The sequence below is a fragment of the Kribbella sp. NPDC003557 genome (assembly GCF_040610805.1).
Taxonomy (GTDB): Bacteria; Actinomycetota; Actinomycetes; order Propionibacteriales; family Kribbellaceae; genus Kribbella.
This window is the reverse complement of the sequence record NZ_JBEXMY010000003.1, coordinates 904,549-920,286: the sequence shown is the minus strand read 5'-3', so window position 1 is coordinate 920,286 and position 15,738 is coordinate 904,549. Positions and strand designations below refer to the sequence as shown.

Here is a 15,738-nt window from a genome sequence, read left to right as displayed (position 1 = left end):
ATGACCGAACTGACCACCGACCGCCTGCTGCTGCGGAACTGGCGGGACTCCGACCGGGAACCGTTCGCGGCGATGGGGACGGACCCGGCGGTGATGGAGCACTTCCCGGCGATGATGACGGCCGAGCAGAGCGACAGCTTCGTCGACGGCGTGCGCGCGGCGATCGACGAGCGCGGCTGGGGCTGGTGGGCGCTGGAGGTGCGCGCGACCGGTGAGTTCATCGGCTTCACCGGGCTGAACGCGCCGACCTTCGAGGCGCCGTTCCTGCCCGGTGTCGAGATCGGCTGGCGCCTGGCGAAAGGTGCCTGGGGCAACGGGTATGCGACCGAGGCGGCACGGGCCGCGCTGGCGTACGGCTTCGGGCCGGCCGGCTTCGACGAGATCCTCTCGTTCACCGCGACCACGAACGTGCCGTCCCAGCGGGTCATGCAGCGGATCGGCATGGTGCACGACGAGGCCGGCGACTTCGACCACCCGCGGATCGCGGAGGACAGCCCGCTGCGCCGGCATGTGCTCTACCGGATCGACCGCGCGCAGTGGGAGTCCGCGCGGTGACGTACGCCGTCGTCGACAGCCCGCTCGGTCCGCTCACGCTGGTGGGCACCGACGCGGGTGAGCTGACCGGCCTGCACATGGACCGGCAGCGGTACGCGCCCGATCGGACCAGGTTCGGCGATCGCGACGACTCCGCCCTGGCAGCGGCGGCCGAGCAGCTCGACGAGTACTTCCACCACGGCCGCACGACGTTCGACGTACCGCTGCTGCTGGCCGGCACGGAGTTCCAGCGGCGGATCTGGGCCGCGCTGCAGGAGATCCCGTTCGGCGTGACCACGACGTACGGCGGTCTGGCCGCGGATCTCGGCCTGAAGCCGCAGTCGGCGCGCGCGGTCGGACTGGCCAACGGGAAGAACCCGGTCAGCATCATCGTGCCGTGCCACCGCCTGGTCGGATCGACGGGCAGTCTGACCGGGTACGGCGGCGGCATCGAGCGGAAGCGGGCGCTGCTCGCTCACGAACGCGGAGAAAAACTGCTCATTGGATGAGCACTTATCCGGCGCAGGCTGGTCCCATGGAGACCTTGGACTGCGTGGATGCGAGCGAGTGGCGTGCCTGGCTGGAGGCCAACGGCCGCAGTGAACGATCCGTCTGGCTCGTGGTGCACCGCGACGCCGACGGCCTGAACCTACCGGCCGCGGTCGAGCACGCACTGTGCTTCGGGTGGATCGACAGCAAGACGGTCCGGCGCGATGAGCGCACGACGTACCAGTGCTTCACGCCGCGGAACCCGCGAAGCACCTGGAGCAAGGTGAACCGCGAGCGGGTCGAACGGCTGACCGCGGCCGGGCTGATGCGCGCGCCGGGGGAGGAGCTGGTGGCGCACGCCCGGCGGACCGGGACGTGGGACCTGCTGGCGGACGCGCAGAACCTGGTCGTGCCGCCCGACCTGCAGGCCGCGCTCGCCGCCGACCCGCGGGCGGACGAGCATTTCCGCGCCTTCCCGCCGTCCGCCCGCCGCACCATCCTCGAATGGATCACCCTCGCCAAGCGCGCCGAGACGCGGTCCCGCCGGATCGCCGAGACGGTCGAGCAGGCCGCCGCCGGAATCCGTGCACGCTGACGCTCGTCGGGCGGACGCCCAGCACTCACCAAGCGGCGGTGCACGAGTCGACGCACGCTCAAGCCCGGCCGAAGCCGGGGCTCGAGCGGTGGTTGGTGAGTGGTGGCGGTCCGCGTCGCCGATCAGTTGGTGGGTGACGAAGGTGCCGTGGCTGTGTCGTCCAGACGCTCCGCGGCCGGGGCGTCGGCCGGTTTGGGGGGTTTGCGGAACAGGCGGCGGGCGAGTGGCTCGGTGTAGCGGGCGGCGATGGGCCCGAGGATGACGAGGATCAGGACGTACGCCGTGGCGAGCGGGCCGAGTTTCGGCTCGACACCGACCGCGAGGCCGGCGATGACGATCGAGAACTCGCCGCGGGCGACCAGGGTTCCGCCGGCGCGCCAGCGGCCCGCGCGGGAGATGCCGGCGCGACGGGCGGCGTACCAGCCGGTGGCGATCTTGGTGAGCGCGGTGACCACAGCGAGCCCGAACGCGACCGCCAGCACCGGCGGGATCTTCGCCGGATCGGTGCTCAGACCGAAGAACACGAAGAACACCGCGGCGAACAGGTCCCGCAGCGGGCTCAGCAGGTTGCGCGCACCGTGTGCGACCTCGCCGGACAACGCGATCCCGACCAGGAACGCGCCGACCGCCGCCGACACCTGCAGCTGCTGCGCGATACCCGCGACGAGCAGTGTGAGGCCGAGGACGACGAGCAGCAGCATCTCCGGGTTGTCCGAGGAGACCGCCCGGCTGATCACCCGCCCGTACCGGAGCGCGACGAACAGCACCACGCTCACCGTCCCGAGCGAGATCAGCAGCGTCATGCTCCCGCCGGCCAGTCCGACGCCGGCCAGCAGCGCGGTGAGGATCGGCAGGTAGACCGCCATCGACAGGTCCTCGAGCACCAGGATCCCGAGCACCACCGGCGTTTCCCGGTTACCCAGCCGCCCGAGATCCCCGACGACCTTCGCGATCACACCCGACGACGAGATCCAGGTGACACCGGCCAGCGCGACCGCCGCGACCGGGCCCCAGCCGAGCAGCAACGCCACCGCCGCACCGGGCAACGCGTTCAGCAGGAAGTCGACCGCTCCCGAGACGTACTGCGTCTTCAGCGTGCCGACCAGGTCGGACGCCGTGTACTCGAGGCCGAGCAGCAACAGCAGCAGGATCACGCCGATCTCGGCGCCGGTGGCCACGAACTCCTCGCTGGCCGCCAGCGGCAGCAGACCGCCGTGGCCGAACGCGAGCCCGGCCAGCAGGTACAGCGGGATCGGGGAGAAGCCGAACCGGCCGGCGATCCGGCCGAGGATGCCGAGGGCAAGGATGACCGCGCCCAGTTCGATCAACAGGGCGGTGATGTTCTCGTGCATGCTCAGCCCCCGGCGATCAGGTCGGCCACGGCGTCGACGCCCTCGCGGGTGCCGACCACGACGAGCGTGTCGCCGGTCGCGAACCGGAAGTCCGGCGTCGGCGACGGCGTCGCCCCGGTCCGGCGCAGCACCGCGACGATCGACGCGCCCGTGCGGCTGCGGGCCTGGGTGTCACCGAGTGTCCGCCCGGAGTACGGCGACTTGGCGGTCACCGGGATGTGCTCGGTGACCAGGTCGATCTCGATCTCGCCGCGGACCGGGTCGAGCGGTTCGGGGATCAGCAGACTCGCGAGCGCGGCCGCCTCGTCCTGCCCCAACGGGACGCTGGCCTGGCACTCGTCGTCGTCCTCGGGATTGTGGAAGCCGAGGAATCGCCGGCCGTCGTTGTGCACCACCACCGAGACGTGCTTGCCGGCGTCGGTGACCAGGTCGTACCGCAAGCCGATACCGGGCAACGTCGTCTTCGTCGGGTGGTTCATGGATACTCCGCTCCGGGATAGATGGCGTCTGCAACCATTCTCTCAGACCTCATCAACCTTGTCCGGACAAGTGATGTGACCTGGGATGCAATCGGGTGCACTGCAACGAGTTGCATAGGTACGCTCCGGACATGGCGCTGGAGCACGCGATCCTGGTGTCGCTGACCGAGCGGGCCGGGTCCGGGTACGAGTTGGCCCGGCGGTTCGACCGGTCGATCGGGTACTTCTGGCCGGCCACGCACCAGCAGATCTACCGGGTGCTGCGCCGGATGGACGAGGCCGGCTGGGTGAAGCACACCGAGATCGCGCAGGACGGCCGCCCGGACAAGAAGGTCTACCGGGTCGCGGCGGCCGGGCGTGCGGAGTTGTCGCGCTGGCTGGCCGAGCCGGAGGATCCCGCCGTCCTGCGGGACGGGCTCGGCGTGAAACTGCGCGGCGCCTCGCTGGGCTCGGTCGACGTGGTGCTGAAAGAGATCGAGCGGCACCGGGCCGAGCGCGCCACCCGGCGCGAGGTGTACCGCGGGATCCAGAAACGCGATTTCCCGAGGCCGGCCGCGCTGCACGGCCGCGCCCTGCATCAGTACCTCGTACTGCGCGGCGGGATCCGCGCCGAGGAGTCCTTCGTCGCCTGGTGCGACGAGGTGATCGACGCCCTCCGGAAGGACAGCCGATGAGTTCGTACCCGCACCTGCTGGAGCCGCTCGACCTCGGCCACGTGGTGCTGCCGAACCGGGTGATCATGGGGTCGATGCACACCGGCCTCGAGGACCGGCTGAGCGACCTGCCCAAGCTCGCCGCGTACTTCGCCGAGCGGGCCCGCGGCGGCGTCGGGCTGATGGTGACCGGCGGTTACGCGCCCAACTGGCAGGGCTGGCTGACGCCCTTCGGGTCGCGGCTGACGAACCGGCGGCAGGCCCGTAAGCATCGACTGCTGACCTCGGCCGTGCACGACGCGGGCGGCCGGATCGCGCTGCAGATCCTGCACGCCGGGCGGTACGCGTACCACCCGTTCAGCGTCTCCGCCTCCGCGCTGAAGGCCCCGATCAACCCGTTCAAGCCCCGCGCCCTGTCCGACCGCGGCGTACGGAAACAGATCCAGGCGTACGTCGACTGCGCGGCGCTCGCCCGCGAGGCCGGGTACGACGGCGTCGAGATCATGGGCTCCGAGGGGTACTTCATCAACCAGTTCCTGTCCGGGCGGACGAACCGGCGGACCGACCGCTGGGGCGGCAGCCCGGAGAACCGCCGCCGGCTCGCGGTCGAGATCGTCCGGCGGACCCGCGAACGGGTCGGCGAGGACTTCCTGATCATCTACCGGCTGTCGATGGCCGACCTGGTCGAGGGCGGGCAGACCTGGGACGAGGTGGTCGCGCTCGGCCGGGAGATCGAGGCGGCCGGGGCGTCGATCATCAACACCGGGATCGGCTGGCACGAGGCGCGCGTCCCGACCATCGTCACCTCGGTGCCGCGGGCCGCGTTCACGAGCGTGACCGCGGCGTTCAAGCCGCACGTGACGATCCCCGTGGTGACGTCGAACCGGATCAACCTGCCGCAGGTCGCCGAGGAGGTGCTGGCCCGCGGCGACGCCGATCTGGTCAGCATGGCGCGGCCGTTCCTGGCCGATCCCGAGTGGGTGCTGAAGGCAACGACCGACCGGGCCGACGAGATCAATGTCTGCATCGCCTGCAACCAGGCCTGCCTGGACCACGTGTTCGCGAAGAAGAAGGCGAGCTGCATGGTCAACCCGCGGGCGGCGCGGGAGACGGAGCTGCGGCTGCTGCCGACCCGGCGTACCAAGAGCATCGCGGTCGTCGGGGCCGGGCCGGCCGGGCTGGCGGCGGCGGTGACGGCGGCCGAGCGCGGGCACCGGGTCGAGCTGTTCGAGGCGGACACCGAGCTCGGCGGGCAGTTCGGGATCGCGCGCCGGATCCCGGGCAAGGAGGAGTTCGCCGAGACGATCCGGTACTACCGGCGACAGCTCGACCTGACCGGCGTCAAGGTGCACCTCGGCCGCCGGGCGGGCGTCGACGACCTGGCCGGGTTCGACGAGATCGTGCTCGCGACCGGCGTCGTACCGCGGGTGCCGGCGATCCCCGGGATCGACCATCCCACGGTGCTCTCGTACGTCGAGGTGGTCCGCGACGGCAAGCCCGTCGGGGAGTCGGTCGCGGTGATCGGAGCCGGTGGCATCGGGGTCGACGTCAGCGAGTTCCTGACCAGCACGTCACCGGATCTCGAAGCCTGGAAGGCGGAATGGGGCGTCGGCGATCCGAGGGAGCTACCGGGAGCGCTCGCCGTACCGCGGCCGGAGCCGTCGCCGCGCAAGGTGTACCTGTTGCAGCGCAAGCCCGGGAAGATCGGTGCCGGGCTGGGGAAGACGACCGGCTGGGTCCATCGGGCCGCGCTGAAGAACAAGCAGGTCGAGCAGTTGCGAGGCGTCAACTACGAGCGGATCGACGACGAGGGCCTGCACGTCACCTTCGGCCCGAAGCGCGAGAAGGCCCGCGTGCTGGCCGTCGACACCATCGTCGTCTGCGCCGGCCAGGAACCGGTCCGCGACCTCGCCGACGCACTGCGGGAGACCGGCCGCCCGGTCCACCTGATCGGCGGCGCCGACGTCGCCGCCGAACTCGACGCCAAGCGGGCGATCGAGCAGGCGACCCGGCTGGCCGCGACGCTCTGAGGCGGACCTGGGTCACTCACCAATCAAGCCCGCCGCAGCGGTCGCACGCTCAGCGTCGGGCGTGCACGGCCGGTCGGCCGCACTTGGTGGGTGGTGGCGGTCCGCCCTCCGCCGGGCGGAGGTAGAGCACCACGGCCGGTGCACTAGTGCGCGCTGGCGCCAACCTCTTCAACTAGTGCACCGTGTACGGCGTACGCGCACTAGTGAAGGGGTTGCGAGATGAAGACTGTGCTGATTTCCGGTGGCGGGATCGCGGGGCCGGCGGTGGCGTTCTGGTTGCGGCGGTTCGGGTTCGCGCCGACGGTGGTCGAGATCGCGCCGGGGCCGCGGCCGGGTGGGCAGACCGTGGACCTGCGCGGGGTGTCGCGCGTGGTGGCCGAGCGGATGGGGCTGATGCCGGCGGTGGCCGAGCGGCAGTTGCACGAGCGCGGGCTCGCGTACGTGCGAGCCGATGGGCGGCAGTCCGCCGCGATGCCGGCGGAACTGCTCGACGGCGCCGGGCCGGTCGCCGAGATCGAGATCCTGCGGGGCGACCTGGCCGGGATCCTGGCCGATGCCACGCACGAGGTGGAGTACCTCTACGGCGACTCGGTCACCGAGCTGACGCAGGACCCGGACGGCGTCGACGTGACGTTCGCGAGCGGGACGCGGCGGCGGTTCGACCTGGTGATCGGGGCGGACGGGGTGCATTCGCGGGTCCGGCGGCTCGCGTTCGGGCCGGAGGAGGAGTTCGTGCACCACCTCGGCGGCTACACGTCGTACTTCACGGTCGAGGCGCCGGAGGACCTGCAGCACTGGATGAAGCTCTACACCGCACCGGGCGGGCGCTGGGTCGGACTGCGCCCGGATCGCGATCCGCGGTTCGCGAAGGCGCTGCTGAGTTTCCGGTCGCCGGTGCTCACCTACGACCGGCGCGACGTCGAGGCGCAGAAGCGGTTGCTGCGGTCGCGGTTCGAGGGGCTCGGCTGGCACGCGCCGCACATCCTGAAGCAGCTGGCCGCGGCCGACGACTTCTACCTCGACTCGACCAGCCGTGTCGTCGTGCCGGAGTGGTCCCGCGGGCGGGTCGTGCTCGTCGGCGACGCCGGGTACTGCGGCTCCCCGATGGCCGGTCACGGTACGGCGCTGTCGCTCGTCGGCGCGTACGTCCTCGCGGGCGAGCTGGCCGCGGCGGACGGCGATCACGGCCGCGCGTTCCCGGCGTACCAGCGCCGGATGCGGGCGTACGTCGAGCAGCGGATGGAGCTGCCGCCGGGCGGGATCAAGATGGCGATGCCGATGAGCCGGTTCGGGATCGCGTACCGCGACTTCACGCTGCGGGTGATGACGTCGCGGCTGCTGTCCGGGGCGCTGGCGAAGATGGCGATCGCGAAGCCCGACGCGATCGACCTGCCCGACTATTCAGTCCAGCGGGGAGACCCACTCCGGGTTGCGGCCGAGGAGACCGAGTAGCTGGTCGAGGTCCGGGGCCGTGCCGGAGACCTTGACGCTGCGCTCGAACGCGTAACCGGAGCCGCGGTTCGCGTCGGTGTCGGGGATCCGGCGGGCCAGCAGCAGCGCCTGCTCGACCATGTCGGGCGGCGGGTTGTACGGGACGTCGATCGCGCGGGCCAGGTCCCAGGCGTGCACGACACAGTCGAGCTGGTGGAAGGTCAGCGCGATCCGGCGCGGGAACGAGCCGAACTCGCGGACCTCCACCAGCCGGTCCAGGGCGCCGCCGTCGGCGAAGGCGTCCGCGACCCGCACGTTGGAGCGGCGATAGGCGCCGGCCGGGTTGTCGCCGAGCCGGCCGCTGTTCCAGAGGTGGACCGAGGCGGTGCCGTTCAGCGCGGCGGCGGCCAGGCCCACGTTCTGGCTGACCAGGTGGCGCATCAGGCCGCGGACGGTCCAGTCCGGGCACGGGGTGGGGAACCACAGGTGCTCGGGCCGGACCTGCATCACGACTTCCCCGAGCACCGCACCGGCCCTGCGATCCAGATCCCGGATATCCATCCGCGCTCCTCCCGTCGCCTTAGTGAGCATAAAGGCGGACGGCTGACTTCGCAGGGAATCTCGTGGAGTACAAGGGACAACCCGCGCTGTGTGCAACAGGTCGGGCCCGGGTGTCGCGGCGATCAGGCGCCGGCGGTCTGCTTCGCGGCGGCCTTGGCGGCCTTCTTGAAGTTGCGGACCTCGGCGAGGGAGGCGGCGTCGGTGACGTCGGCGATCGAGCGGCGGGAGCCGCGGTCGCCGTAGCTGCCGGCGGCTTCGCGCCAGCCCTTCGGCGCCACGCCGCGCTGCTTGCCGAGCAGGGCGAGGAAGATCTTCGCCTTCTGCTCACCGAACCCCGGCAGTGCCCTGAGCCGCTTCAGCACCTCCGCCCCGTCCGGCTTCGGGCGGCCGGCGAGCCAGATGTTGGCGGTCTCGCCGTCGTACTTCGCGATGATCTCCTCGGCGAGCGCGTGCACCCGGCGGGCCATCGAGCCGCCGTACCGGTGGATCGCCGGCGGGGTGACGCAGAGCTCGACGAACGTCTCCAGGTCGGTCGCGGCGATCTTGTGCAGGTCGAAACCGTCCATCCGGTTCGCGATCTTCAACGGGCCGGAGAACGCGTGCTCCATCGGGTACTGCTGGTCGAGGAGCATGCCGACCAGCAAGGCGAACGGGTCGTCGTTGAGCAACTTGTCGGCATCCGGGTTGCCGGTGAGGTGCAGTTCGCGCAGCATGCGGCCCATCTTGACACGACGATCAGCGGCCGGGCACCCGCGTTCGCCACAGCAGATAGACGAAGTACGGCGCGCCGATCAGCGCGGTCAGCAGGCCGGCCGGGATCTGTGCCGGGGCGAGAACGGTCCGCCCGAGGCTGTCCGCGAGGCTGACCAGGATCGCGCCGAGCAGTGCGGCGACCGGAAGGATCCGCCCGTGCCGCCCGCCGACCAGCGCCCGCGCGGCGTGCGGCGCCACCAGCCCGACGAAGCCGACCACGCCGATCGCGGACACGGCCGCTGCGGTCAGGAACGCGGACGCCAGCAGCGCCAGCAGACGGGTCCGCTCGAGCCGGACCCCCAGGATCCGCGGTACGTCGTCGTCCAGCGCGAGCAGATCGAGCTCACGCCGGACGTGCACGACGAACGGCGTCAGTACCAGCAGGGCCAGCGCGACCGGCGCGACCTGCGGAAGCGTGCGGCCGTAGGTGCTGCCGGACAGCCAGGTCATCGCCAGGCTCAGGTTCCACGGATCGGTGGCGACGATCAGCAGCGTGATGATCGCGGTGGCCACCGACGACACCCCGACACCGATCAGCACCAGCCGGCCGGAGCTGAGCCCGCCGCGCCAGGAGATCAGGTACACCAGGCCGAACGTGATCACCGCGGCGGCCGCGGCCATCCCGGACAACACCCAGATGCTTGCGGACGGCAACAGGATGAGCGTCGCGATCGCGCCGACGCCCGCGCCGCCGGTGATCCCGAGGATGCCCGGTTCGGCCAGCGGGTTGCGGCACACGGCCTGCACCGTCGTACCGGCGATCGCGAGCGCGGCACCGCACAGTACGGCGGACACCACGCGCGGGAAGCGCTGGTCGAGGACGTACGTGATCGCCCGGCCGGACTTCCCGTTGACCCAGTTGACGAGATCGCCGGTGCGCAGGAACGCGTCGCCGGTCAGCATCGCGGTGAGCGCGGCGGCGATCAGCACAACGGCCAGCCCGGCAGTCACCAGCAGGAAGGTCCGGCGGCTGCGGAGCGCGCCTCCGGTACCGGCCGGGGAGCGGCTCGGGCCGGAATCGCGGTGCCGGCGGGCCAGCCAGATCAGCACGATCCCGCCGACCACCATCGTCATGATGCCGGTCGGGATCTCCACACCGGCCTGGCCACCGAAGGCCGCCCGCAGGACGACGTCCGAGGCCAGGACGACGACCACGCCGGCGAGACCGGCGAGCGGGAGGAGGACGCGGTGCCGGAGCAGACCGGGGACCAGCGGCGCCAGCAGCCTGATCAGGACCGGTGCGACGAGACCGACGAAGCCGACCGGTCCCGCGACCGTGACGGCCGCCGCGGAGAGCAGCACGGTGACGAGGGTGGTGAGCACGCGCGTCCGGCGGACGTTCACGCCGAGCACGGACGCGGTGTCGTCGCCGAGCGCGAGGATGTCGAGGTTCGCGGCCAGCAGGAAGGCGCCGGCCAGGCCGAGGGCGACGATCGGCGCCATCTGGGTCACCGCGTGCAGGTCGGTCTGGACGAGGGTGCCCGCACCCCAGGCGAACGTCCCGACGGTCTCCTCGCGGAAGAGCAGCAGCATCAGCGTCGTCACACCGCCCAACGCCATCGCCACCGCCGAGCCCGCGAGGATCAGTCGCGTCGGGCCGGTCGAGCCTCCGGCGGACAATGCCAGGACCAGACCGGCGGCCGCGAGCCCGCCGACGAAGGCGACCCCGCCGGCGGGCAGTACCGGCAATGAGATGCCGAACGCCGCGACCACGACAACCGCCAGGTAGGCGCCGGCGTTGACCCCCAACGTGTCCGGCGAGGCCAGCGGGTTCCGGGCCAGCGACTGCAGCCCGGCTCCGGCCACGCCCAGCGCGACGCCTACCAGTACTCCTGCGAGCAACCGCGGCAACCGAGAGGCGATCAGCACGTTCGCCGCATTGTCGGTCCCCTGCCCGAACACCAGCCGCACCAGGTCCCCGGCCCCCACCGAGGACGTCCCCTGCGTGAGATGTACGGCGGCCAGCACCACGATCGCCGCGCAGGTGAGCCCGAACAGGCCCGCGACGCGAAGCCTGCGCACCGGCTGCCGGAGGCTTTCGACCTCCGGAGCCGGCGCCGTCACCTGGGTCAAGAGGTGACTGCCTGGACCGCGGCGTCGATGAACTGCTCGGTGGACTTGGGGCCGCCGAACATCCAGATGCCGTCGGGGAGGCGGTGCACCTGACCCGACTTCACGAACGGGAGGTTCTTCCAGATCGCGTTGCCGGCCAGGTCGCCGCCGAACACGTCGCCGCCGTCGTTCTTGTTGGCGATGTAGAGGAAGTTGCCGTCGGCCAGCTTGGTCAGGCCCTCCAGATCGGTCTGCGCGAGGCCGTAGTCCTTGTCGCCGGCGCCGGTCCAGCCGTTCTTCAGACCGAGCTCGGTCGCGACCGCGCCGAGCAGCGACCCGGTCGTGTACATCCGGATCGAGATCGTCGAGCCCTGCTTCCAGCCGTCGGCCATCGTGAACGCGGTGCCGGCCTTCCCGGCGTCCGCGATCTTCTGCTTGCCGTCGGCAAGCGCCTTGTCGAAGCCGGCGGTCAGCTGCTCGGCCTGCTCGGCCCTGCCGACCGCCTGGCCGATCAGGTCCAGGTTGGTCTTCATCTGCGGGATCGCGTTGGCCGCGTCCGCGCCGCGGATCACCAGCACCGGCGCCGCCTTCTCGAGCTGCGCGATCGTGTTCGCGGCCTCGTCGGTGGTGGTGATCACCAGATCGGGGTTCAGCGCGACGATCGCGTCGACGCTCGCCTCACCGCGGGTCCCGACGTCCTTCACGGCCGGGTCCAGCTCGGCCGCGGTGACCCAGTTCGTGTAGCCCTTGGTGTCCGCGACCCCGACCGGCATCACGCCGAGCGAGACCAGGTTCTCGGCCGCGCCCCACTCCAGCGCGACCACCTTGGCGGCGGGTGCCTTCAGGTCGACCTTCTTGTTCCGGGCGTCCGTCAGCGACACCGGCTGCGCGGCAGCGTTACTGGTGTCGTCGGAGGCGGTGGGCTCGCTGGTCCCGCAGGCCGTCAGGCCGAACAGGGCAGCAGCGATCAGGGCGATGGCGGTTCGTCTCATCTCGGATGACCTCAGATAGTTGTGACGCGGGTCAGGTGTTTGCCGATGGGGCGGGTGCTGACCAGGCCGGTGGCCGGGTCGGTGCCGACCTCGATGGCGATGCCGTACGTCGCGGTGAGCGCGTCGGCCCGCAGGACCTCCGCCGGCGTTCCGGTCGCGCGCACTCGCCCCTGATCGAGGAGCGCGATCCGGTCCGCCACCGCGGCGGCCTGGTTCAGGTCGTGCAGCACGACGCCGACCGCGACCCCGTGCTCGTCGGCGAGCTCGCGGATCAGGTCGAGCACCTCGACCTGGTAGCGCAGGTCGAGGAACGTGGTCGGTTCGTCGAGCAGGAGGACGCCGGTGTTCTGCGCCAGGCAGGTGGCGAGCCAGACCCGCTGCAGTTCGCCGCCGGACAGCTCGTCCACGCCGCGCCCGGCCATCGCGGTGACGCCGGTGACGGTCATCGCGTGCTCGATCGCGCGCGGGCCGTCCGCGTCGTCGTCGCGCCAGCGGCTGCGGTACGGATGCCGCCCGTACCCGACGACGTCGCGGACGCTGACGCCGTTCGGCGTCGGCCGGGACTGCGACAGCAACGTCACCTTGCGGGCGAACTCCTTCGCCGACAGGGCGAGCGCGTTACCGCCGCCGGGGAAGGTGATGCTCCCGGCGTCCGGGTGGTGCAGGCGGGCGAGGGCGCGCAGCAGCGTCGACTTCCCGCTGCCGTTCGGTCCCACGAGCGCGGTCACGCTCGCGGCCTCGATGTGCAGCGAGGCGTCGTCGACGACCGGACGGCCGTGGTACCCGAGCCGCAGCGCGTCGCCGGTCAGCCCCACCAATTCCTGCATGGCGCAGAGGATAGCCTTACCTAACCTGACCTGTCAGCATCGGTCTCGCGCCGGGGTAGTACGCGTACGATGTACGTGCACTATGTCAGGAGGTCAGGAGGGGTGATGAGCGAAGCGCCGTACCAGGTGATCGCCGCCGAGCTGCGGCGGCGGATCGAGGCCGGCGAGCTGCGGCCGGGTGACAGGGTCCCGTCCACGCGGGCGCTGGTCCGCGACTTCGGCGTGGCGATGGCGACCGCGACCAAGGCGTTGCAGGTGCTGCAGTCCGACCGGCTCGTGCACGCCTCGCCGGGGGTCGGGACCGTCGTGGGTCCGCCGCCGCGCTCCCGGCGTACCACGGCCGGCCCGGACGACGTCCCCGAGCTGGACCGCGACGAGATCGTGCGGGTGGGGACCGCGATCGCGGACGCCGAAGGGCTGGCGGCGTTGTCGATGCGGCGGATCGCCACCGAGCTCGGGGTGTCGACGATGGCGCTCTACCGGTACGTCGGGGGCAAGGACGCGCTCGTCGTCCAGATGGTCGACGCGGCGATCGGGGAGTTTCCGTTGCGGGAGGTCCCGGGGGACTGGCGGGACGCGGTGACGGCGGTGGCGCGCGTGCACTGGGCGGCGTACCGGCGGCATCTGTGGCTCGCGAGTGCGATCAGCCTGAGCCGGCCACAGCTGGTACCGCGGTTGCTGCCGCACACGGACGCGGTGGTGCGGGCGTTGCGCCGGTTCGGGAAGAGCGCCACGTTGTCGGCGACGATCAGCCTGTTCGCGTACGTCCGCGGGATCGCGCTGGTGATGGAGTCCGAGGCGCACGCCGAGCAGGACACCGGGGTGACCGCGGACGAGTGGGCCGACCGGCAGAGCGACCAGTTGGCGGCGATGATCGCGGCCGGAAACCTGACGGCGTTCCAGGAACTCCTGGCCGACGGCTTCGACTACGACTACGACCTGGACCAGTTGTTCGAGTTCGGCCTCGCCATCTTCCTCGATGGGCTCGCCGCACGGCTACGCTGAGTGCTGATGTCTTCTCCGGAGGTGGCGATGGAGCCTGTGTTCGCGCCGGGTGTGCCTGCCGGCGTGCGGCGCTTGTACGAGCACCGGCCGGAGCTGTTCGTGGCGGCCGACGCGCCGCGGCCGAAGCGGCAGACCTCGTGGTCGGTGGCGCCCGGCAACACGTTCGGAACCTTGCTGGTGTGGCTCGCGGTGTGTGTCGGGGGATGGATCCTGGCGCTGATCCTGATGGCCGCGACGTTGCCGACCTCTGTCGCGGCGTGGGGTTCTGTCGGGCTGGCCGGGGTTGCGGTGCTGGCGACCGGCGGGATCCTGGTGCGGACGGCGGTCGAGGACCGCGGGCACAAGGCGGTCCGGCTGCAGCACGGGAGATACCTGCTGCCGGACGACTTCGACGACCAGGCCGCGCGGTTGCTGGCCCGGGCCCAGCGCGCCGTGAAAACCGTGCTTGAGGCAACAGTTACCCGGCGCGGCCTGCTCGACGACGTGAAGAACGAGCTGGTCCTGCCGGAGCAGTTGTGGGACATCGCGCAGGTGCTCCGCGAGCAGACCGTACTGCGAGCCAGGCAGGCGGACGTCGCGCGCGGTATGGCGACCGCGGAGCTCGACGCCGTCCTCGGGCCGCAGCGCCGGGCGCTCACGCTCTCGGTGGAGGCGATCGCCCGCAAGGTGGACCTGCTCGACCGGTACGCCGACCGGGTCCGCGCCGCCGACGCCGCCCTGCGCGCCGAGGCGGCACTGGCGGACGGCGACCGCTACATCGAGCTCCTCGCCCGCACCGAACCGGTCGGCGACACATCCGTCGTCCAGGGCTTCACCGACGAGGCCGCCGCCCTCAAGGACACCCTCACCCGCTCCATCAACGCCGCCCGGGACGCGGGCCGAACCCTCGCGCTACCGGAGTAGGTCGGCAGGTCGACAGGAGGTGTCCGGCGATCGAGCCGGATCCGCGGCGCGGCCGGGCGTTCGAATGCCGGTTGGTGGGCGTATACGTACTGTCGAGCTGCAGAAGTCAGTTCCGGGCGAGGAGCTGTTGTTCCTCGTCGGGGGTGAGGCCTAGGTTCAGGGGCGGGGTGCCGCGGTCGCGGTCCCAGTGGAGGACGTCTTCGACGGTCTTGCGGAGGGGCGTGACGGGCATGCCGGCCGCGCGGGCCTTGGCGGGGTTGCGGCGGCGCTCGCCCCACTCGGACTCCGGGTCCATCAGGGGGAAACGCGGCGGAACGGCGTCGAAGGGGATCTGCACGAGGTCGGCGGTGCTGCCGGCGAGGTCGGCCGCGGTGCGGATCAGCTCGGCGATCGTCGAGTCGGGGCCGACGGCGTTGAAGGCGCCGGCGCGGTCGTCGGTGACGAGGCGGGTGACCAGGCCGGCCACATCGCGGCTGTCGACCAGTTGAAGCGGGGCCTCGGGACTGGTCGGCAGGGCGATCCGGCCGCCGCGCGCGCCGCGGCGGATCCAGTACAGCGCCGTGCCGGACGAGTCGCCGGGGCCGGTGACCCGGCCGGGCCGGACCAGCGTGGCGCGCTCGCCGTACCGCTCGACGACGTCGTCCTCACAGGCGACCTTGCAGGGGCCGTACGTGTCGTTCGTGAGGACCTCGGCGTCGCGCAGCGGCGCACGGCGCGGCGCAGTCTCGTCCGTGCCGGCCGGCAGGTCGCGGACGTAGACCGCGTGGCTCGAGATGAACACGTACCGCCCGACCCGGTCCCCGAGCACGTCCATCGCCTGGTCGACGTCCCGCGTCCGGAACCCGCTGGTGTCCACCACCGCGTCCCACTCGCCGGTCCGCAGCGCCGCGTAGTCGCCGGTCTCGCGGTCCCCGACCAGTTGTGTGACGCCGGCGGGTAGCGACGCCCCGCTCCTCCCGCGACTGAACGACGTCACCTCGTGGCCCTGCGCCAGCGCGTCGTCCACGATCGCGCGCCCGACGAACCCGTTCCCGCCCAGCATCAGAATCCGCACAACCGCCCAACCTAGCCCCGACCCGGCC

16 protein-coding genes are annotated in these 15,738 nt (G+C 71.6%); 8 read left to right on the top strand and 8 right to left on the bottom strand.

The window, feature by feature from the left end; translation table 11 throughout:
- The 3 genes from ABZW60_RS16370 to ABZW60_RS16360 are packed head-to-tail and all read left to right on the top strand — an operon-like array spanning window position 1 to window position 1,618.
- Window positions 1-555 (top strand): GNAT family N-acetyltransferase, encoded by a 555-nt coding sequence (locus ABZW60_RS16370; RefSeq protein WP_355477487.1) that lies wholly within the window; start codon window positions 1-3, stop codon window positions 553-555.
- Window positions 552-1,043, top strand: a complete 492-nt coding sequence (locus tag ABZW60_RS16365; RefSeq protein WP_355477485.1) for a methylated-DNA--[protein]-cysteine S-methyltransferase — start codon at window positions 552-554, stop codon at window positions 1,041-1,043. Before ABZW60_RS16370 ends, ABZW60_RS16365 begins: the two co-directional genes overlap by 4 nt.
- A 26-nt stretch (window positions 1,044-1,069) precedes the next feature.
- A complete protein-coding gene (locus tag ABZW60_RS16360; protein ID WP_355477483.1) occupies window positions 1,070-1,618 on the top strand; it encodes a YdeI/OmpD-associated family protein in 549 nt (182 codons plus the stop codon).
- 122 nt (window positions 1,619-1,740) lie between these two features.
- Here the strand turns inward: ABZW60_RS16360 and ABZW60_RS16355 are convergent, their stop codons facing one another.
- On the bottom strand, window positions 1,741-2,970 hold the full coding sequence (locus tag ABZW60_RS16355; protein ID WP_355477481.1) for a cation:proton antiporter: 1,230 nt from the start codon (window positions 2,968-2,970) through the stop codon (window positions 1,741-1,743).
- Window positions 2,971-2,972: 2 nt separating this feature from the next.
- On the bottom strand, window positions 2,973-3,449 hold the full coding sequence (locus ABZW60_RS16350) for a TrkA C-terminal domain-containing protein (RefSeq protein ID WP_355477479.1): 477 nt from the start codon (window positions 3,447-3,449) through the stop codon (window positions 2,973-2,975).
- A gap of 131 nt (window positions 3,450-3,580) precedes the next feature.
- On the opposite strand from ABZW60_RS16350, the gene ABZW60_RS16345 reads away from it, so the two are divergent.
- The 3 genes from ABZW60_RS16345 to ABZW60_RS16335 all read left to right on the top strand — a co-directional run bounded on the left by ABZW60_RS16345 (window position 3,581) and on the right by ABZW60_RS16335 (window position 7,584).
- Window positions 3,581-4,123 (top strand): PadR family transcriptional regulator, encoded by a 543-nt coding sequence (locus tag ABZW60_RS16345; protein WP_355477477.1) that lies wholly within the window; start codon window positions 3,581-3,583, stop codon window positions 4,121-4,123.
- Complete coding sequence (locus ABZW60_RS16340) at window positions 4,120-6,132, top strand: NADPH-dependent 2,4-dienoyl-CoA reductase (RefSeq protein ID WP_355477475.1); 2,013 nt, start codon at window positions 4,120-4,122, stop codon at window positions 6,130-6,132. Before ABZW60_RS16345 ends, ABZW60_RS16340 begins: the two co-directional genes overlap by 4 nt.
- A 219-nt stretch (window positions 6,133-6,351) precedes the next feature.
- Window positions 6,352-7,584 carry an FAD-dependent monooxygenase gene (locus ABZW60_RS16335; RefSeq protein WP_355477474.1) on the top strand — a complete coding sequence of 411 codons (1,233 nt, stop codon included), beginning with the start codon at window positions 6,352-6,354 and terminating at the stop codon, window positions 7,582-7,584.
- Here the strand turns inward: ABZW60_RS16335 and ABZW60_RS16330 are convergent.
- The 5 genes from ABZW60_RS16330 to ABZW60_RS16310 all read right to left on the bottom strand — a co-directional run bounded on the left by ABZW60_RS16330 (window position 7,534) and on the right by ABZW60_RS16310 (window position 12,748).
- Window positions 7,534-8,124 (bottom strand): TIGR03086 family metal-binding protein, encoded by a 591-nt coding sequence (locus tag ABZW60_RS16330; RefSeq protein WP_355477472.1) that lies wholly within the window; start codon window positions 8,122-8,124, stop codon window positions 7,534-7,536. The genes ABZW60_RS16335 and ABZW60_RS16330 overlap by 51 nt on opposite strands.
- A 122-nt stretch (window positions 8,125-8,246) precedes the next feature.
- Window positions 8,247-8,837, bottom strand: coding sequence for an HhH-GPD-type base excision DNA repair protein (locus ABZW60_RS16325; protein WP_355477470.1), 591 nt, complete (start codon window positions 8,835-8,837; stop codon window positions 8,247-8,249).
- Between the two features lie 22 nt (window positions 8,838-8,859).
- Window positions 8,860-10,941 (bottom strand): iron ABC transporter permease, encoded by a 2,082-nt coding sequence (locus ABZW60_RS16320; RefSeq protein ID WP_355477608.1) that lies wholly within the window; start codon window positions 10,939-10,941, stop codon window positions 8,860-8,862.
- Window positions 10,942-10,946: 5 nt separating this feature from the next.
- The gene (locus tag ABZW60_RS16315) at window positions 10,947-11,921 is read right to left on the bottom strand and encodes an iron-siderophore ABC transporter substrate-binding protein (RefSeq protein WP_355477468.1); all 975 of its coding nucleotides are present in this window, start codon (window positions 11,919-11,921) and stop codon (window positions 10,947-10,949) included.
- 11 nt (window positions 11,922-11,932) lie between these two features.
- Window positions 11,933-12,748, bottom strand: a complete 816-nt coding sequence (locus tag ABZW60_RS16310) for an ABC transporter ATP-binding protein (protein ID WP_355477466.1) — start codon at window positions 12,746-12,748, stop codon at window positions 11,933-11,935.
- Window positions 12,749-12,853: 105 nt separating this feature from the next.
- Between ABZW60_RS16310 and ABZW60_RS16305 the strand changes: the two genes are divergently transcribed.
- Together ABZW60_RS16305 and ABZW60_RS16300 are read left to right on the top strand one after the other, a co-directional pair.
- Window positions 12,854-13,753 (top strand): GntR family transcriptional regulator, encoded by a 900-nt coding sequence (locus ABZW60_RS16305; protein WP_355477464.1) that lies wholly within the window; start codon window positions 12,854-12,856, stop codon window positions 13,751-13,753.
- Window positions 13,754-13,759: 6 nt separating this feature from the next.
- Window positions 13,760-14,656: a hypothetical protein gene (locus ABZW60_RS16300; protein ID WP_355477462.1), complete on the top strand. Its 897-nt coding sequence runs from the start codon at window positions 13,760-13,762 to the stop codon at window positions 14,654-14,656.
- 106 nt (window positions 14,657-14,762) lie between these two features.
- Here ABZW60_RS16300 and ABZW60_RS16295 read toward each other — a convergent pair whose 3' ends face one another.
- The gene (locus tag ABZW60_RS16295) at window positions 14,763-15,710 is read right to left on the bottom strand and encodes an NAD-dependent epimerase/dehydratase family protein (RefSeq protein ID WP_355477461.1); all 948 of its coding nucleotides are present in this window, start codon (window positions 15,708-15,710) and stop codon (window positions 14,763-14,765) included.
- Window positions 15,711-15,738: the final 28 nt, after the last annotated feature.